This is a genomic window from Rhodococcus sp. G-MC3 (assembly GCF_030063335.1).
In the GTDB taxonomy this organism is placed as follows: domain Bacteria; phylum Actinomycetota; class Actinomycetes; order Mycobacteriales; family Mycobacteriaceae; genus Rhodococcoides.
In genome coordinates, this window is sequence record NZ_JASISW010000001.1 from 265479 (window position 1) to 284014 (window position 18536).

Genomic DNA, 18536 nt, shown 5'->3' on the forward strand with positions numbered 1-18536 from the left:
AACTCGTGAAGGATTCATCGATCCGAGTTTCAACGGCTGCCGGTATGGGGGATGATTCAGTAGTGAGCAACAGCGAAGCCCAAGCCGGCGGACCCGGACCGAGCACACCCGCACACGCCGACGACGATCGGTGGACTCCCCCGCCCGCTGTACTCGCGCCGGGAAGTCCGGCCGCGTTACCGGCTGTGACGGAACCTACATCTCCCGACGACGGGGACGCGTTACCCGAAAGCCGTTATCTCAACCGCGAATTGAGCTGGCTGGACTTCAACTCGCGTGTTTTGGCGCTCGCCGAGGACTCTTCGTTGCCGTTACTCGAACGCGCCAAGTTTCTGGCAATCTTCGCCTCCAACCTCGACGAGTTCTACATGGTCCGCGTCGCTGGCCTCAAGCGCCGCGACGAAACAGGACTGTCGGTGCGGTCCGCGGACGGACTCACCCCCCGCGAGCAGTTGGAGTTGATCGGTGAACGGACGCAGCAATTGGCGAAACGTCACGCGAGAGTTCTCTTGGATTCGATCCTGCCCGAGCTGACAGCCGTCGGCGTCGAGATCATTCGGTGGTCCGATCTCGACGCCGACGAGCGCGCACGCCTCTCTACATACTTCCAGGAACAGGTATTCCCGGTTCTGACACCACTCGCGGTGGACCCGGCCCACCCATTCCCCTACATCAGCGGACTCAGTCTCAATCTTGCAGTGACGGTGAAGGATTACGCCACCACGGGCGAGCATTTCGCCCGCGTGAAGGTCCCGGACAACGTCGATCGTTTCGTGCGGGTCCGCCGCGGCGACGGTGGACAACGAGTGGATGCGTTCCTGTCGATGGAGGAAGTGATCTCCGCCCATCTCGACGTCCTCTTCCCCGGTATGGACGTGGTGGAATCTCATGCGTTCCGCATCACGCGCAACGCCGACTTCGAGGTAGAGGAAGACCGCGACGAGGACTTGCTGCAAGCGCTGGAGCGTGAATTGGCTCGAAGGCGATTCGGCTCGCCGGTGCGCTTGGAGATTGCCGACGATATGACCGAGCACATGCTCGAACTGCTACTTCGTGAGTTGGACGTCGACCCGAGCGATGTGATTCAGGTCCCGGGTCTGCTCGACCTGTCCTGCCTCATGCAGGTATACGGCGTCGATAGGCCCAACTTGAAGGATTCTCCGTTCGTGCCTGCGACGCACCCCGCATTCGGAGAGCGCGAAACACCGAAGAGCGTGTTCTCGACTCTGCGTGACGGTGACGTCCTCGTGCACCATCCGTACGACTCGTTCTCCACGAGCGTGCAGAGATTCATCGAACAGGCTGCGGCCGATCCCCAGGTTCTCGCGATCAAGCAGACGCTGTACCGAACCTCGGGTGACTCCCCTATCGTCAATGCCCTCGTCGATGCGGCGGGAGCAGGCAAGCAGGTAGTTGCCCTCGTCGAAATCAAGGCGCGCTTCGACGAGCAGGCCAACATCGAGTGGGCACGCAAGCTGGAAAAGGCTGGAGTGCACGTGGTGTACGGGCTCGTTGGGCTCAAGACTCACTGCAAGACGTGTTTGGTGGTACGTCGCGAGGGTTCGGTCATCAGACGGTACTGCCACATCGGGACCGGCAATTACAACCCGAAGACCGCGCGGCATTACGAAGACGTCGGTTTGCTGACATCCTCGCCCGAGATCGGCGCGGACCTCACCGACCTGTTCAATTCCCTCACCGGCTACTCGCGAAAGACCAGTTACCGAAATCTTCTCGTGGCACCGTACGGCGTCAGGCGCGGAATCATCGAGCGCATCGAGGGTGAGGTCGAGCACCTCAAGGCGGGCCGCGAGGCAGGAATCCGCTTGAAGGCCAACGCTTTGGTGGACGAGCAGGTCATCGACGCGCTGTATCGTGCGTCGGCCGCGGGCGTTACGGTCAAGGTCGTGGTTCGTGGAATCTGCGCGCTCAAACCTGGAGTACCGGGATTGAGCGAGAACATCGAGGTGCGCTCTATCCTCGGCCGGTTCCTCGAACACTCACGCGTTCTCCACTTCCGCGGGGCCGACGAATTCTGGATCGGCAGTGCGGACATGATGCATCGCAACCTCGATCGACGAGTCGAGGTCATGGCTCAGGTGAAGGATCCGCGACTGTCCGGCCAGCTGGACGACATGTTCGAGTCGGCTCTGGAGCCCACCACAAGGTGCTGGGTGCTGCGCGCGGACGGTGGATGGTCGGCCGCTCCCGCGCAGGGGGAAAATGTCCGCGAGCACCAAGTCGAGCTGATGCGTAGTCGGCGCAATCAGGCCTCCTGATGTCATCCCGCCAGAACACGCTGCGGGCCAACATCTTCGCAGCGGGGGCAGTACTGTGGCGAGTCTCCCCCGACAGCGGGCGCGAGCTCACCGTCGCATTGGTGCATCGACCTAAATACGACGACTGGTCTTTTCCCAAGGGAAAAGTCGACCCGGGCGAGACGACGGTCGACGCAGCCGTTCGGGAGGTCGCCGAGGAGACCGGATTCAACTCACGGCTCGGTCGGTACCTGTCCACAGTGACCTACCCGATCCCCGGTCATCGCAAGATGAAGAAAGTGGACTACTGGGCAGCCGAGGCCCGAAGCGGGAAATTCGAACCCAATTCGGAAGTGGACGTGCTCCGCTGGGTGACACCCGCCGAGGCTGCCCACCAACTGTCGTACCCGATGGACCACAAGATTCTGCGCCGATTTCTCAAGCAGCGACCGAACACCACCACGGTACTTCTGGTCAGACATGCCAAGGCTGGGCGGCGATCGCGATACAAGGGCGACGACGCCCTACGTCCACTCGACAGTGTGGGCAGAAAGCAGGCCGATGCCTTGGTAGCGCAGCTTTCCGCCTTCGGCGCCGATTTTGTGCACGCGGCAAACCGACGCCGGTGCGTGCAAACTGTTCAGCCACTGGCCGATTCGATCGACCAGCAGATCATCCTCGAACCGGCGCTGTCCGAGGAGGGTTACTGCGCCGACCCAGCCGAAGCCAGAGCGCGGGCACTCGAGATCGCGGCACTCGGTGGCGTCCGAACGATCTGCAGCCAGGGCAAGGTGATTCCGGATTTGTTGCAGTGGTGGGCGGAGAAGGACGGCGTGAAGCTGCCGCCGAACCGCAATCGGAAAGGCAGCGTGTGGGTGCTCTCTCTTTACAACGGAAACCTGGTAGCCGCAGACCATCTCGCGAGCCCACTCCCACTGATCGCGTCCGACGACTGACGCACCGGGACACAGGGCAACGCACTCATCACGAAATCAGGGCCCCGGCGATTGTTCGCCGGGGCCCTGATTTCGTGGTGAGTAAGCTCACCTGCGAGCTGGTACTACTTACGAGCGGCGCGCTTGGCCGGAGCCTTCTTGGCCGGGGTCTTCTTTGCTGCCGCCTTGGCCGGAGCCTTCTTGGCTACAGCAGTGGTGGTCTTCTTCGCTGCAGTCTTGGCCGGAGCCTTCTTGGCTACAGCAGCTGTGGCGGTGGTGGCCTTCTTGGCAGCGGCCTTGACCGGAGCCTTCTTGGCGACGGTCTTGCGTGCTGTCGTCTTGGCGGGAGCTGCTTTCTTCGCCGCGGTCTTCGCCGGAGCTGCCTTGCGCGCAGTGGTCTTCGCCGGAGCTGCCTTCTTGGCGGCAGCGGTGGTGGTGGCCTTGCGTGCAGTGGTCTTGACTGCTGCCTTCTTGGCTGCCGTCTTCTTCGCTGCGGCAGTCTTCTTGGCCGGAGCCGATGCGGATCCACGCTTGACAGCGGGGCCGGTGGCGGGCAGCTTCTGTCCGCCGGCGATGACGGCCTTGAACTGAGCACCCGGACGGAAGGCCGGCACGTTGGTCGGCTTGACGCGTACGGTCTCGCCGGTACGGGGGTTGCGGGCGACGCGGGCTGCACGTCGACGCTGCTCGAACACACCGAATCCGGTGATGGTGACGCTTTCGCCACGGTGGACAGCGCGCACGATGGTGTCGACGATGTTCTCGACAGCCTCTGTGGCGCTCCGCCTATCAGACCCCAACTTCTCGGTCAGGGCGTCAATCAGCTCTGCCTTGTTCATGGATTTCCTCCGCAATAATGTGGCCCATCGTCGGACCGACTACTACTACGGTAAACCCCAAGACGTCAAGAGTCTATGAGCCACGCCAATTCTCATCCGGCGTGGCGGAATGATTTACCGCCGCAATGCGTGTCGTGGGCCCGAAATTGCTACCCCTCGGAAGGCGCTTCGATCCGCTCGGGAAGTGTCGTAGGTTTCCATGAAGGCCTTGACTTTTCATACTCGGCAATGGCCTCGACCTGGCGTAATGTCAATCCGATGTCGTCCAGTCCTTCGAGCAGGCGCCATCTCGTGTAGTCGTCGATCGAGAACGGAACCACCAAAGTTCCGACTGTGATGGTCTTCTCGACGAGATCGACAATTATTTCCAGACCGGGTTGCTGTTCGAGCGCTTTCCAGATCAATTCGACGTCACTTTGCTCCGCTTCGGCGGCGAGAAGTCCTGCCTTCCCGGCGTTGCCACGGAAGATGTCGGCGAACCGAGATGCGATGACGACCCGAAAACCGAAGTCCGAAAGCGCCCAGACGGCGTGCTCTCGCGAAGAGCCCGTACCGAAGTCGGGACCGGCCACGAGAACCGAACCTTTGTTGTAGGGACTGTTGTTGAGAATGAAGTCCGGGTCACTACGCCATGCGGCGAACAGACCGTCCTCGAACCCTGTGCGCGTCACCCTTTTCAGGTAAACGGCAGGGATGATCTGATCGGTGTCGACGTTCGAACGCCGCAGCGGTACGCCGATTCCTTTGTGGTTGGTAAATGGTTCCATCGAAAATTCTCCTACGTCAGGCGGGTATTGGTGCTGCTTTTTGCAAAACTCAGGTGAGATCGTCGGGCGATGACAGCGTGCCCCGAATGGCAGTGGCCGCTGCCACCAACGGCGACACCAGGTGTGTGCGGCTGCCCTTACCCTGACGCCCTTCGAAATTTCGGTTCGAGGTCGACGCCGAACGCTCCCCCACCGCAAGCTGATCGGGGTTCATTCCCAGACACATCGAGCACCCTGCTTGACGCCACTCGGCACCCGCCGCGGTGAAGATATCCCCCAGACCTTCCTTCTCTGCCTGCGCGCGAACGCGCATCGAGCCCGGCACGATCAGCATCCGTACGCTGTCGGCAATCGTGCGGCCGTCCAGGATTTCGGCCACCGCGCGTAGATCTTCGATACGTCCGTTGGTGCACGATCCGACGAACACGGTGTCGACAGCGACATCGCGCAGCGGCGTTCCCGCCTCCAGACCCATGTACTGCAGCGCCTTCTCCGCTGCGAACTTCTCGCTCTCGTCGGCCATCTCGGCCGGATTCGGGACCGTATCGCCCAACGGTGCGCCCTGACCGGGATTGGTGCCCCACGTGACGAACGGCGTGAGCGACGACGCATCGATGTGTACTTCGTTGTCGAAGACTGCATCCGGGTCGGTTGCCAGCTGGTCCCATGCTGCTACGGCCGCGTCCCAATCAGCACCCTGCGGCGCGTGGGGCCGTCCTCGGAGATACTCGTACGTGATCTGGTCGGGCGCGATCATGCCCGCCCGAGCTCCTGCTTCGATCGACATGTTGCAGATGGTCATTCGAGCTTCCATCGACAGCTTCCGAATTGCCTCACCTCGGTACTCGAGCACGTAGCCCTGTCCGCCACCGGTTCCGATCTTCGCGATCACGGCGAGAATCAAATCCTTGCTCGTCACACCGGGGGCCAATTCACCGTCGACGGTGATGGCCATCGTCTTGAACGGACGCAGCGACAGCGTCTGGGTCGCCATCACGTGCTCGACCTCACTGGTGCCGATCCCCATGGCGATCGCGCCGAACGCACCGTGCGTGGACGTATGACTGTCACCGCACACGACTGTCATACCCGGCTGGGTGAGACCGAGCTGCGGGCCGATGATGTGCACGATGCCCTGATCGAGATCTCCCATCGGGTACAGGCGCACCCCGAATTCCTCGCAGTTGCGGCGCAGTGTGTCTACCTGAGTCCTCGACACAAGATCGGCAATGGGCGAGAAGATGTCGGTCGTCGGCACGTTGTGGTCTTCGGTCGCGATCGTCAGATCGGGTCTGCGCAGCGGCCGCTCGGCCAGCCGAAGCCCGTCGAAAGCCTGCGGGCTGGTCACTTCGTGTACGAGGTGGAGATCGATGAAGATGAGGTCGGGTTCGCGCGCCCCGCCCTCGCCGCCGCCGCGAACGACGACATGCTGATCCCAGACCTTCTCTGCCAGAGTGCGTGCTGTGCCGGCCATGATGAACACCAACCTGTTTTCTCTCGTGTGTCGCGCCGGTGGACTACGGGCTGGCCCACGTCGCGTTTACTTTGATACTCGCCGACTCGCCGGAGTGGTGAATTCCCACGATGCGAGACGCTAGTATCGACCTATGAGACAGCATAGCGGCATCGGCGTTCTCGACAAAGCGATGGGTGTTCTGTATGCGGTCGCCGAAGATCCATGCACCTTGAGTGATCTGTGCAGCCGCACCGGTCTTCCCCGAGCCACCGCTCATCGGCTCGCCGTCGGACTCGAAGTCCACCGCCTTCTCACGCGCGACGCCAACGGACTGTGGCGGCCAGGTCCCGGGCTGGGAGAACTTGCTCGAACCGCCTCGGACACTCTCCTGGAAGCCGCGTCATCGGTACTGCCCCGCCTGCGTGAGATCACCGGCGAGAGCGTTCAGATCTATCGATGCGAGGGCACGGTGCGCGTATGCGTCGCATCGATGGAGCCGCCGACCGGACTACGCGACACCGTGCTCGTGGGAGCGCGACTACCGATGACAGCAGGGTCGGGCGCCAAGGTCCTACTGGCCTGGGCTGATACTCAGACTCAGCGCGCGGTCCTCCCGGAGGCAGAGTTCGGAGAGCGCGTCCTCGCCGAGGTACGACGCCGAGGCTGGGCCCAGAGCGCAGGCGAGCGCGAACCCGGCGTGGCAAGTGTCGCTGCTCCGGTTCGTGACGCTGTGGGCAATGTCGTTGCCGCCGTCTCGGTCTCGGGTCCCATCGACCGAATAGGGCGTCGTCCGGGCGCGCGATGGGCAGCGGACCTTCTCGCTGCTGCGGAGGCAATTCACAAAAGGCTCTGACCGAAACTGGCGCGAACACCAATGCAGGAACGGCGCTCTCTGATAGAGAAGACATCGTGGGAACCAACCAACGCGCACAGATCACCATGACCGACAGCGAAACGGCGTCGTTCCTCGAACGAAGCCGAATAGCGAACCTGGCTACCATCGGCCGCGAGGGCATGCCCCATCTCGTTGCCATGTGGTACGCGCTCATCGACGGAGAGATGTGGTTCGAGACCAAGTCGAAATCGCAGAAAGCTGTCAACATCCGCCGCGATCCGAGGGTGACCGTTCTCGTTGAGGACGGCAATACCTATGACAGCCTTCGCGGTGTGTCGATCGAGGGACGAGCCGAGATCGTCGACCACCCCGAACTGATCCGAAAAGTGGGCATCAGCGTGTGGAACCGCTACACCGGCCCGTACACCGACGATCTTCTTCCCCTTGTCGACCAGATGATGAACAAGCGAGTCGCCGTGCGGGTCGTCGTGGATCGAACCAGATCGTGGGACCATCGCAAGCTCGCGCTCCCCGAAATTCCCCTCGGCGGAACTACCGCACAATATCTCTGACGCGGTCCGCGTTCGCACGAAAATCAGGTGAAGACGACCTCGCAGGTGGGGTACGTTTTCCTTGTTACCGACGTGCGAGGAGCGACCATGACCGAATCGACCAACGAAGACATGAAGAAGAAGTTCCGCGAGGCACTCGACAAGAAGAATCACAAGTCCACTCTGTCCACCGACCACAAGGACGGTGGGCCGAAGGTGAACAACGCACACGGCCCGGCGGACCACCAGAAAATGTTCCGACGCAAGAGCGTGTGATCGAAGCGTCCCGAACATCGCACAGAAAAAATCCCCCGCACCGGAAGGTACGGGGGATTTTCGATGGTAGCCCCGACGGGATTCGAACCCGCGCTACCGCCTTGAGAGGGCGGCGTCCTAGGCCGCTAGACGACGGGGCCAGGAACTTTCACACTAAAACTTCTGAACTGGAATTCTCACAATGGATTGTTCCAAAAAACATGCCAGCAACTGTGGCGAACCAGTTGAGGCTCAGCCAGCTTAACCGGCTGACGCTCGGCGGCCAAATCGCCTCCGAACGCTTGCTGGGGTACCAGGACTCGAACCTAGAATGGCTGTACCAGAAACAGCTGTGTTGCCAATTACACCATACCCCAATGACCTTCGGCGAGATCCACATCAGCTGCAATGTGCACCGCGTTTCGAGCCGGGATAGAGACTATCAAAGGTCACCGGTGTTTCTCCAAATCGGCTGGTCAGGGCCGTGAAAAGTCATCAACCATCGAGAGCCCCGGTGGCTGAGCCGTCGGGTGAGTGGCGCAGACTTGGCATCGTGACCATTGCCGGGCGTCAGGAGACGAGAGTGGTCGTGGTGCCTACCGGTGCACTCACCCAACTCGTTGCGGTCGGCGAGGACGGAACCCCGCTCGGGCCGGCTCAGGAATGCTCGAACCTGGCAGAGACAGCCGCATCCATGGAGGCCGATCTTCATCCTCGGTGGATCTGGGACAGCACGGCCAGAATGTATGCCGGGTTACTCCGGGAAGGTGTACGTCTCGCTCGTTGCCACGATCTTTCGTTGATCGGTTCAATTCTCGCGGTGCGACGGGGGGAGGCCGGCGAGCGCGAAGTCGTACTCGTCGACGACCGGCCCGGTCTCTTCGATGCGCATCGGTATCCCACTGCCGATGCGGTACTCGGTCGTTGCCACGAGCAACTGACCGCCTTGGGGGGTTCCCCCGATCTCAAGCTCCTCGCCGCAGCAGAATCTGCCGGGGCGCTTGCTGCCGCCGAGATGAGTCATGACGGACTGCCGTTTTCCGCCCCTGCCCACCTCGCCTACCTGGAGTCGGAACTCGGTCCACGCCCCGACGAGGGCACTCTGCCCGTAGCGATGGCCGAGTTGGAAGCTGCGGTGAGCGATGCGTTCGGGCGGAAGATCAACCCCAGCTCTCCCTCGGAAGTGGTCGCCGCGTTCGGTCGCGCCGGAATCGAGTTGACATCGACGCGTGCGCACATGCTTCGCGACATCGACCATCCGGCGGTGCCACTGCTGCTTCGCCACCGAGATCTCTCGAAATTGTTCAGCACGAACGGGTGGGCATGGGTCGACACCTGGGTACACCAGAACAGATTCCGGCCCGTCTACGTGCCCGGCGGTGTCGTCTCCGGACGATGGGCGAGCCGCGGCGGAGGCGCACTCCAGATCCCGAAAACGCTGCGCAGCAGTGTAATAGCCGATGATGGATTTCAGTTCGTCATTGCCGATGCCGGGCAACTCGAACCGAGGATCCTTGCTGCGATGTCCCGAGATCGAAAGATGATGGAGGCAGCCGGTTCCGACGATCTCTACGCTCCCGTCGCCGCTGCTGCGTTCGATGGAGATCGGTCCAAGGCCAAGGTAGCCGTGCTTGGGGTGCTGTACGGCGCAACAGCGGGCGAAGCTCGATCCCTGCTCACGCTGCTGCGCCGTCGATTTCCCGACGCGGTGCGATTCGTCGAGACCGCCGCTCGGGCGGGCGAACGAGGCGAGGTGGTGCATTCACTGTTGGGGCGAGCGTGCCCGCAACCGACGTCGCAATGGTGGTCGCAAGGAGATGCGCACGCGAGAGGGCGTTTCACTCGAAACTTCGTAGTGCAGGCTACGGCGTCGGAATGGGCACTGTGCCTTCTGGCCGACCTACGGCGCCGATTGGCGGCACATCCAGGATCAGGCGAACTCGTCTTCTTTCAACACGACGAGGTTGTTGTTCACAGCCGTGAACCCGAGACCGCTCGCCGGTTCGTCCTGGAAGCTGCCTCGGCCGCGACCCGACTCCTGTTCGGAGACACGCCCGTTCGATTTCCGATGGATATTGCGGTGAGGAGTTGTTACGCCGATCCCGAGTGATCGGGCTCGTCGAACGTGACTTCGATTTCCTCGAAGGCCTTGCTCCGCTGGGCTTCGGCTTGGCCGGTATAGGTCAGCCGGTCCCCCTCGGTGAGTTGCACATCGTCGGTGAAGGGAGTCAACAATGCACGCGGGTACAGATTGTCGACTTTCACCACGTTGATTTCGACAGCAAGGACGACAAGAACCGCTGCCACGTACATGAACGCAAGCAAACCGAGAACAACCGCGAATACGCCGTTGGTGATCGACGCCGTCGACACGACGTGCTTGATGTAGACACCGCCGAAGGTCTGCAGCAGCTGCCAAATCAGTCCCGCCACGATGGCGCCCGGCAGCACTTCTGCTATCGAGAGTGTGCGGGCCACCGCGAGACGGAACGCGACGGTGAACACCACGATATTGAGCAGCACTACGGTCACGAGCACCACGACGCCACTGATCCGCCCGAAGTAGCCGGCGGAACTCGCCACATTGACCGCCGTGATGGCCAGTACGGCCACTCCGACCGTGCTGAGCAACGCCAGACCACGCACCCGCGCGAAGATCGGGTCTGGCCGTAGGTTCTTCGGTACCGCCCAGGCCGTGTTCATTGCATTCTGAACTGCAACCGCGACTCCGAGGCCGCCATACAGGGATCCGAGCACACCAACGACGAGGCCTATGGTTCCCCCGCCGACCTTCTCGGGGGAACCGACCTCGTCGCCGATGATCGGTATCTGACTCAATGCCGACTCGAGTATCTCTTGCTGCAGCTGCGGATTGCCGGCCAACACGATGCCGAGAATGGTCGACGCCAACAACAGCAGCGGGAACAACGACACGAACGCGTAGTACGCGATCAGGGCGGCAAGATAGCCGCCCTGATCGTCGACGAACTTGTAGATTACGGCGATCGGAAACCCGAGCACCGGGTGACGACGCTGCATCCGATCGAAACGAACGGTAGTGCCCATGTCAGGTCTCCGCGGCGATCAACCGACCGTGGCGCGAGCCGCGGCGAGCCTTGCCAATGTCGTGTCACGGCCCAGAAGCTCCATCGACTCGTAGAGCGGAGGACTGATGTGAGATCCAGTCACGGCAACGCGAACGGGTGCGAACGCCTTGCGCGGCTTGAGTTCCAGACCATCGATCAGAGCAGACTTGAGGGACTCCTCCAAATCGGCCGTGCGCCACTCCGGCAACGCCGTGAGTGTCGCGATCGTCGCGTCGAGGACGGGCGCGGCATCGGCTCCGAGGTTCTTCGATCCCGCTGCCGGGTCGATCTCGAAATCGGCATCGTCGACGTACAGGAATTTCAGCAGAGCCCACGCGTCGGACAAGACGACGATTCGCGTTTGCACGAGGTCTGCGGCTATCGCAAACTGCGCTTCGTCGATCTCCGCCGGCAAGTGGCCCTGCTCGGTGAGGAACGCCCGAAGCCGTGCTGCGAAGTCCGCAGACGCCAACAACCGGATGTGCTCGGCGTTGATGGCGTCGGCCTTCTTCTGATCGAAGCGAGCCGGGTTGGAATTGACTTTCGAGATGTCGAATGCGGCGACCATCTCGTCGAGGGAGAAGACGTCGTGATCGTCCGAGATTCCCCAACCCAACAAGGCCAAGTAGTTGAGGAGGCCCTCTGGGACGAATCCACGATCACGATGAATGAAAAGGTTCGCTTCGGGATCTCGCTTGGAGAGCTTCTTGTTTCCCTGTCCCATGACGAACGGCAGATGCCCGAACTGCGGAGTCTGTTCCGCGACACCGATCCGGATAAGTGCTTCGTACAACGCCAACTGACGCGGTGTCGACGACAGGAGGTCCTCGCCGCGCAGTACGTGAGTGATCTTCATCAACGCATCGTCGACCGGGTTCACCAACGTATACAACGGAATTCCGTTGCCGCGAGTGATCGCAAAGTCCGGGACCGTGCCGGCCTTGAACGTGGTCTCGCCGCGAACAAGATCCGTCCAGGACAGGTCGTGATCCGGCATGCGCAGACGGACAACGGGTTTGCGCCCTTCATCCGCGAATGCTTTCTTCTGCTCGTCGGTGAGATCTCGATCGAAGTTGTCGAATCCGAGCTTCGGATCACGACCTGCGGCTTTGTGCCGCGCCTCGACCTCCTCGGGGGTCGAGAACGAGTGGTACGCCTCCCCCGCGTCCAACAACTTCTGCACGACCTCCAGGTGCTGGTCACGACGAAGCGATTGACGGTATGGCTCGTAGGGCCCGCCCACCTCCGGACCTTCGTCCCACGACAGACCCAACCAGCGCAGAGCGTCGAGCAAAGCCGCGTACGACTCCTCGGAATCACGAGCAGCGTCGGTGTCCTCGATGCGGAAGACGAAGCTTCCGCCGTGGTGGCGCGCGAACGCCCAATTGAACAGTGCTGTCCGGATCAAGCCGACGTGTGGGGTTCCCGTCGGTGACGGGCAAAATCGGACTCGTACATCTGTGGTGGTCATGGCTCGCTCACGTTCGACGGGGTTGAAGGTTCTCTAGCTCTTGGCTGCGACGGGATTCGTGAGAGTTCCGATGCCCTCGACGGTGATCGACACCGCCTGTCCCGCAGTGATGGGCCCGACGCCCTCCGGTGTGCCGGTCAGAATCACGTCGCCCGGAAGCAACGTCATGACCGCCGAAATCCATTCGATGATCTTCGGGATGTCGTGCAGCAGCAGCGATGTGCGGCTGAGTTGTTTTACCTCACCGTCGACCTCGGTCTTGATCTCCAGATCCGACGCATCGAGATTGGTTTCGATCCATGGACCGAGCGGGCAGAACGTATCGTGCCCTTTGGCCCTGGTCCATTGTCCGTCGTTCCGTTGATGATCACGTGCGGAGACGTCATTGGCGACGGTGTATCCCAGGATCACATCGAGCGCCTTGGCTGCCGGCACGTCCTTGCACGGACGGCCGATCACGATCGCGAGTTCACCCTCGAAGTGCACTTCGTCCGACGTCGGCGGCAGCACGATCGGCGCGCCGGGGCCCACGATGGAAGTGTTCGGCTTGAGGAAGATGACCGGATCCTTCGGCGCCTCGCCGCCCATCTCGGCAGCGTGCGCGGCATAATTCTTACCGATTGCGATGACCTTGCTGGCAAGGATCGGCGCAAGCAGACGCACGTCGGCAAGAGGCCATGATCGACCGGTGAAGGTCGGTGTGCCGAAGGGATGTTCGGCTATCTCCTTGGCTGTTCGCTCATCACCTTCTCCCTCGATACTCACGAACGCCACACCATCAGGACTTGCAATTCGACCCAGACGCATGTCGAAAGTCTATCGACCCGCGTTCGGTGGGCGTCGACGCCCATCCAAGTCGACTCGGCACTACGGGTGTAAAGTCATCCCAGGATTTCATATTGCAAGATTCGATGCTCACATACTGGGATTGGAGAACCGGGAATGGTCACCACCGGCCAGCAGCACCACACCGGTAGTTCACGCAGGTGGCTGATGCTCGGCCTCGGAATGCTCGCGCAAACATCAGGTGCCGTGTTCATCAACGGCGCCGCATTCCTCATTCCGGCTCTCCACGACGATCGCGGTCTCAGCCTCGCCCGGGCAGGCCTGCTCGTCGCCATGCCTACCGTCGGAATCATGCTCACCCTTATCGCCTGGGGAGTGCTGGTCGATCGAATCGGCGAACGACTGGTGCTCGCCATCGGACTCGGGCTCACTGCATCCGCTAGTCTCGCAGCGTATTTCACGACATCGTTCGTCCTGCTCGGACTGTGTCTGCTCATTGGCGGAATGTCGGCAGCGAGCGCGAACAGCGCCTCGGGGCGTGTCGTTGTCGGCTGGTTTCCCCCCGAACGACGCGGGCTGGCAATGGGGATCAGGCAGATGTCGGTCCCGCTGGGTGTTGCCATCGCCGCACTGACCATCCCACCCATCGCGCGAGATCACGGTGTCTCGGCAGCACTGTTGGTCCCGGCGATCATCTGCGCTCTCGGCGCCGTATTGTGCCTGGGGGTCATCGACCCACCGCGGCCCAGTCGATCGGCAGCAGCCGAGCAAGGACTACTGGCGAACCCGTATCGCAGCAGCTCGCAACTGTGGCGTATCCACTCGACATCCATCTTGCTCGTCGTTCCGCAGTACGTGGTGTGGACCTACGCGCTGGTTTGGCTGATGACCGACAGGGAATGGTCCGCGGCATCCGCCGGGCTCCTCGTCACGGCCACCCAGATTCTCGGGGCATTCGGACGCATGGGCGTCGGGGCACTGTCCGACCGAGTAGGCAGTCGGATGCGTCCGCTGCGCTGGGTAGCTGTCTCGGCGACGGTCAGCATGCTGGCCCTGGCACTGACCGACTGGCTGGACTCCCCCATCTCCGTCGTCGTCCTCGTCGTTGCATCGATCGTCACCGTTGCACCCAACGGTCTCGCCTTCACCGCCGTCGCCGAGTACTCGGGACCGTTTTGGAGCGGTCGCGCGCTTGGCGTCCAGAACACCGGCCAGTACATCGCCGCGTCACTGGTACCGCCCGCGTTCGGTGCACTTGCTGCACTGAGCTTTCCGGTCGCGTTCCTGGTCGCGGCAATCTTTCCTGCGCTGTCGGTGCCGGTGATTCCGGATGATCACGAATCGACGGACTAGTTCCTGGCGTTGAGACCGAATGCCCCCCTCGGTCACCACACGGGAGACCGAAGGGGGCATTCGGTGAAAAGGGGAAAGAAACTACAGCTTCCCAGCGATCCGGTCGCCGATCTCGGATGTGCTGGCGCTTACCGATCCGCGCGAGGCCAGGTCCGCGGCGACGGCTGCTTCCACTCGCTCCGAGTTTGCGGTGTCGCCCAGGTGCGCGAGCAGGAGCGAGACGGACAGGATCGCTGCCGTCGGATCCGCTTTGCCTTGGCCCGCGATGTCGGGTGCGCTGCCGTGGACCGGCTCGAACATCGACGGGTTGGTGCGGGTCGCGTCGATGTTTCCGCTGGCTGCCAAGCCGATTCCGCCACTGACCGCTGCGGAGAGATCCGTCACGATGTCGCCGAAAAGGTTGTCGGTGACGATGACGTCGAAACGACCCGGGTCGGTGACCAGGTGGATCATCGCAGCATCGATGTGTTGGTAGGCAACCTCGACGTCGGGGAAGTCCTTGGACACTGCCTCGACCGTGCGTGCCCACAGGCTGCCGGCGAAGGTGAGCACATTTGTCTTGTGCAACAACGTGATGTGCTTGCGACGACCCACTGCGCGAGCGAAGCCGTCCCGAACTACACGCTCCACGCCGTAGCGGGTGTTGACGCTGACCTCCGTGGCTACCTCGTGCGGCGTGTTCACACGGAGTGCGCCACCGTTGCCCGTGTAGGGACCTTCGGTTCCTTCACGAACGACAACCACGTCGATGTGCTTGTTGCCGTCGAGTGGCCCGACGACTCCCGGGTACAGCTTTGCCGGACGAAGGTTGATGTGGTGGTCGAGCTCGAAGCGGGCCCGAAGCAGTAGGCCGCGCTCGAGTACACCACTGGTGACCGACGGATCTCCGATGGCACCCAACAGAATTGCATCGTGAGCACGGAGCTCGTCGAGCACAGAGTCCGGAAGAAGCTCGCCGGTGGCGTTGTAGCGGCGTGCACCGAGGTCGTACTCGGTCTTGTCGACTCCGGGAACGACGACGTCGAGCACCTTCAGTGCCTGTTCGACGACCTCGGGGCCGATTCCATCTCCAGCGATGACGGCGAGCTTCATTGACTCCTCGTTCTTTTCGAGCGATCGGGTAACGGGCAACTCAGAACAGCTCAGGACAGATCGACGAGTTCGATGGTCGATGCGCCGACTGCGGACGCGATGTTCGCCCTGAGTTCGGCCGGTACGTCCTTGTCGACGCGCAGCAAGATCGTCGCGCCGTCGCCCTCGGAGTCATGACTGAGTGCTGCTGCCTGGATGTCGATTCCGGCGTCGCCGAGCAGAGTTCCGATGCGGCCGAGGCTGCCTGGCTGATCGCCGTAGTTGACGATGAGGTTCTTGCCCTCGGCACGGAGGTCGAAGTTACGACCGTTGATGTTGACGATCTTCTCCACCTGCGTGGTGCCGGTGAGGGTGCCCGCGACATTGAGGACTGTTCCGTCGCCGTAGACGGCGCGGATGTCGACGACGCTGCGGTGGTTCTCGCTCTCGGTGGCCGTAGTGACCTCGGCGGTGACGCCGCGCTCCTGGGCGAGGGAGGGAGCGTTGACGAAGGTGACTGCGTCTTCGATGACAGCCGAGAACAGCCCGCGCAGGGCGGAGAGCTTCAGGATCTCGACGTCCTCGGCGGCGAGCTCGCCGCGCACGTCGACAGACAGCGACGTGGGCAGGTCGTCGGACAGCGCACCGAGCAGGACGCCCTGCTTGCGGACGATGTCGAGCCACGGCGAGACCTCTTCGCCGACAGCGCCGCCCTTGACGTTGACGGCGTCGGGTACGAACTCGCCTGCGAGCGCGAGCAATACCGATTTTGCGACATCGGTACCGGCGCGATCCTGAGCTTCGGTGGTCGATGCTCCGAGGTGAGGGGTGACGACAACCTGCGGCAGCTCGAACAGCGGGCTGTCGGTGCAGGGTTCGGATGCGTAGACGTCGATGCCTGCCGCGAAGACGTGGCCGCTGTTGATGGCATCGGCGAGTGCCTGCTCGTCGACGAGTCCGCCGCGGGCCGCGTTGACGACGATGACGCCCGGCTTGGTCTTCGCGAGAGCTTCCTTGCCGATGATGCCCTTGGTCTCGGGAGTCTTCGGAAGGTGAACGGAAAACATGTCGGCGCGGGTCAGCAGCTCGTCGAGGGTGACAAGCTCGATGCCGAGCTGGGCGGCGCGCGCCGCGGAAACGTAAGGGTCGTACGCGATGATGTGGGTCTCGAACGCGGCGAGACGCTGGGCGAACAGCTGGCCGATGCGGCCGAGTCCGACGACTCCGACGGTCTTGCCGAAGATCTCGATGCCATTGAACTTGCTGCGCTTCCACTCGTGCTGGCGCAGCGTGGCATCCGCTGCCGGGATCTGGCGCGCGGCGGACAGCATGAGGGTGACCGCGTGCTCTGCAGCGGTATGGATGTTGGACGTCGGAGCGTTCACGACGAGCACTCCGCGCTCGGTGGCTGCGGGAACGTCGACGTTGTCCAGGCCGACGCCTGCACGCGCAACGATCTTCAGTTTGGTTCCGGCAGCGAGGACCTCGGCGTCGACCGTTGTGGCGGATCGGACGAGGATTGCATCGGCTTCGGGGACCGCGGCGAGCAGCGCCGGGCGGTCCGGACCGTCGACCCAGCGAACCTCGACGCCGTCGCCGAGTGCCTCGACTGTGGACTGCGCAAGTTTGTCGGCGATCAGAACGACAGGACGGCCTGGCTGGCTCACGTGATGAACTCCCTATATCGGTCGATGTGACTGTGGGTCGAGCTGGTCTTTCGAAGTGCGGTGCGGGCTCGAGTTTAGAGGCCTGCGAAGAGAGAACGGGTTCCACCCTCACCGAAACGAGGGAGGGTCCGAACGATCGAAGGGCACCCCGTAAGGTGCCCTTCGATCGAATCGAGCGAAATTCGAACGATCAGGCCGTTTCGGTGATCGGACGGTCGACCCAGCTCATCAGGTCGCGCAGCTTCTTGCCGGTGACCTCGATCGGGTGCTCGGCGTTGGCCTTACGCAGGCCTTCGAGCTCGGTGTTGCCGTTGTCGACGTTGGCGACGAGGCGACGAGTGAACTCACCGGACTGAATGTCGGCGAGGATAGCTTTCATGCGCTCCTTGGTGCCTGCGTCGATGACGCGAGGACCGGAGAGGTAGCCACCGAACTCCGCGGTGTCGGACACCGAGTAGTTCATGCGAGCGATGCCGCCCTCGTACATGAGATCGACGATGAGCTTGAGCTCGTGCAGCACCTCGAAGTACGCCATCTCGGGCGCATAGCCGGCCTCGACCATGACCTCGAAACCGATTTTGACCAGTTCTTCGGTGCCGCCGCAGAGCACAGCCTGCTCACCGAAGAGGTCCGTCTCGGTCTCTTCCTTGAAGGTGGTCTTGATGACGCCGGCGCGGGTTCCGCCGATGCCCTTGGCCCACGAGAGTGCGAGCGCCTGGCCCTCACCCTTCGGGTCCTGGTCGATGGCGATGAGCGCGGGGACGCCTTTGCCGTCGACGAACTGGCGACGCACGAGGTGGCCGGGGCCCTTGGGTGCAACCATGCCGACGGTGACGAACTCCGGTGCTTCGATCAGATCGAAGTGGATGTTCAGGCCGTGGCCGAAGAACAGCGCATCGCCGTCCTTCAGGTTCGGCTCGATCTCTTCCTTGTAGATCGCTGCCTGTGCGGTGTCGGGAGCAAGCACCATGATCACGTCGGCCCAGGCGGAGACCTCGGCCGGGGTGCCGACCGTCAGGCCCTGCTCTTCTGCCTTGGCACGGGACTTCGAGCCCTCTTTGAGGCCGATTCGGACGTCGACGCCCGAATCACGCAAGCTCAGCGAGTGCGCGTGGCCCTGGCTTCCATAGCCGATAACAGCGACCTTGCGGCCCTGAATGATCGACAGATCAGCATCGTCGTCGTAAAACATCTCGACTGCCACTG

General features: G+C 62.4%; 16 protein-coding genes and 2 tRNA genes. 7 read left to right on the forward strand and 11 right to left on the reverse strand.

Going from position 1 to position 18536, the window contains the following annotated elements; genetic code table 11:
* Nucleotides 1–44 precede the first annotated feature (44 nt).
* Together QMK17_RS01275 and QMK17_RS01280 are read left to right on the forward strand one after the other, a co-directional pair.
* Complete coding sequence (locus QMK17_RS01275) at nucleotides 45–2279, forward strand: RNA degradosome polyphosphate kinase (RefSeq protein WP_283506671.1); 2235 nt, start codon at nucleotides 45–47, stop codon at nucleotides 2277–2279.
* Complete coding sequence (locus tag QMK17_RS01280; protein ID WP_283506525.1) at nucleotides 2279–3214, forward strand: NUDIX hydrolase; 936 nt, start codon at nucleotides 2279–2281, stop codon at nucleotides 3212–3214. The genes QMK17_RS01275 and QMK17_RS01280 overlap by 1 nt, the downstream gene beginning before the upstream one ends.
* A gap of 104 nt (nucleotides 3215–3318) precedes the next feature.
* Here QMK17_RS01280 and QMK17_RS01285 read toward each other — a convergent pair whose 3' ends face one another.
* The 3 genes from QMK17_RS01285 to leuC form a co-directional block, all read right to left on the reverse strand.
* Complete coding sequence (locus tag QMK17_RS01285; RefSeq protein WP_283506526.1) at nucleotides 3319–4032, reverse strand: HU family DNA-binding protein; 714 nt, start codon at nucleotides 4030–4032, stop codon at nucleotides 3319–3321.
* 149 nt (nucleotides 4033–4181) lie between these two features.
* A complete protein-coding gene (gene leuD / locus QMK17_RS01290; protein WP_283506527.1) occupies nucleotides 4182–4799 on the reverse strand; it encodes a 3-isopropylmalate dehydratase small subunit in 618 nt (205 codons plus the stop codon).
* Nucleotides 4800–4848: 49 nt separating this feature from the next.
* Entirely contained in the window at nucleotides 4849–6273 is a 1425-nt protein-coding gene (gene leuC, locus QMK17_RS01295; protein WP_283506528.1) for a 3-isopropylmalate dehydratase large subunit, read from the reverse strand.
* Between the two features lie 133 nt (nucleotides 6274–6406).
* On the opposite strand from leuC, the gene QMK17_RS01300 reads away from it, so the two are divergent.
* From QMK17_RS01300 to QMK17_RS01310, 3 genes are all read left to right on the forward strand, one after another.
* Nucleotides 6407–7108, forward strand: coding sequence for an IclR family transcriptional regulator (locus QMK17_RS01300; RefSeq protein WP_283506529.1), 702 nt, complete (start codon nucleotides 6407–6409; stop codon nucleotides 7106–7108).
* Nucleotides 7109–7164: 56 nt separating this feature from the next.
* Entirely contained in the window at nucleotides 7165–7662 is a 498-nt protein-coding gene (locus QMK17_RS01305; protein ID WP_283506530.1) for a pyridoxamine 5'-phosphate oxidase family protein, read from the forward strand.
* An 87-nt stretch (nucleotides 7663–7749) separates the two neighbouring features.
* Entirely contained in the window at nucleotides 7750–7917 is a 168-nt protein-coding gene (locus QMK17_RS01310; protein ID WP_283506531.1) for a DUF5302 domain-containing protein, read from the forward strand.
* Between the two features lie 64 nt (nucleotides 7918–7981).
* On the opposite strand, the gene QMK17_RS01315 is transcribed toward QMK17_RS01310, so the two are convergent.
* Both QMK17_RS01315 and QMK17_RS01320 read right to left on the reverse strand, forming a co-directional pair.
* A tRNA-Glu gene (locus QMK17_RS01315) sits at nucleotides 7982–8057 on the reverse strand.
* A 144-nt stretch (nucleotides 8058–8201) separates the two neighbouring features.
* Nucleotides 8202–8273, reverse strand: a tRNA-Gln gene (locus tag QMK17_RS01320).
* Nucleotides 8274–8449: 176 nt separating this feature from the next.
* On the opposite strand from QMK17_RS01320, the gene QMK17_RS01325 reads away from it, so the two are divergent.
* A complete protein-coding gene (locus QMK17_RS01325; RefSeq protein WP_283506532.1) occupies nucleotides 8450–10006 on the forward strand; it encodes a bifunctional 3'-5' exonuclease/DNA polymerase in 1557 nt (518 codons plus the stop codon).
* On the opposite strand, the gene QMK17_RS01330 is transcribed toward QMK17_RS01325, so the two are convergent.
* Genes QMK17_RS01330 through QMK17_RS01340 form a run of 3 tightly spaced genes read right to left on the reverse strand, consistent with a single transcriptional unit; the run spans nucleotide 9988 to nucleotide 13260 of the window.
* Nucleotides 9988–10962, reverse strand: a complete 975-nt coding sequence (locus QMK17_RS01330) for a YihY/virulence factor BrkB family protein (protein ID WP_283506533.1) — start codon at nucleotides 10960–10962, stop codon at nucleotides 9988–9990. The two genes, QMK17_RS01325 and QMK17_RS01330, sit on opposite strands and share 19 nt — an antisense overlap.
* Nucleotides 10963–10980: 18 nt before the next feature.
* A complete protein-coding gene (gene gltX, locus QMK17_RS01335; RefSeq protein ID WP_283506534.1) occupies nucleotides 10981–12453 on the reverse strand; it encodes a glutamate--tRNA ligase in 1473 nt (490 codons plus the stop codon).
* A gap of 33 nt (nucleotides 12454–12486) precedes the next feature.
* The gene (locus tag QMK17_RS01340) at nucleotides 12487–13260 is read right to left on the reverse strand and encodes a fumarylacetoacetate hydrolase family protein (protein WP_283506535.1); all 774 of its coding nucleotides are present in this window, start codon (nucleotides 13258–13260) and stop codon (nucleotides 12487–12489) included.
* Between the two features lie 135 nt (nucleotides 13261–13395).
* On the opposite strand from QMK17_RS01340, the gene QMK17_RS01345 reads away from it, so the two are divergent.
* A complete protein-coding gene (locus tag QMK17_RS01345) occupies nucleotides 13396–14592 on the forward strand; it encodes an MFS transporter (protein WP_283506536.1) in 1197 nt (398 codons plus the stop codon).
* Nucleotides 14593–14673: 81 nt separating this feature from the next.
* Here the strand turns inward: QMK17_RS01345 and QMK17_RS01350 are convergent, their stop codons facing one another.
* From QMK17_RS01350 to ilvC, 3 genes are all read right to left on the reverse strand, one after another.
* Nucleotides 14674–15684: a 3-isopropylmalate dehydrogenase gene (locus tag QMK17_RS01350; protein WP_283506537.1), complete on the reverse strand. Its 1011-nt coding sequence runs from the start codon at nucleotides 15682–15684 to the stop codon at nucleotides 14674–14676.
* 50 nt (nucleotides 15685–15734) lie between these two features.
* Nucleotides 15735–17330 carry a phosphoglycerate dehydrogenase gene (serA, locus tag QMK17_RS01355; protein WP_283506538.1) on the reverse strand — a complete coding sequence of 532 codons (1596 nt, stop codon included), beginning with the start codon at nucleotides 17328–17330 and terminating at the stop codon, nucleotides 15735–15737.
* 190 nt (nucleotides 17331–17520) lie between these two features.
* Nucleotides 17521–18522 carry a ketol-acid reductoisomerase gene (ilvC, locus tag QMK17_RS01360; RefSeq protein ID WP_283506672.1) on the reverse strand — a complete coding sequence of 334 codons (1002 nt, stop codon included), beginning with the start codon at nucleotides 18520–18522 and terminating at the stop codon, nucleotides 17521–17523.
* Nucleotides 18523–18536: the final 14 nt, after the last annotated feature.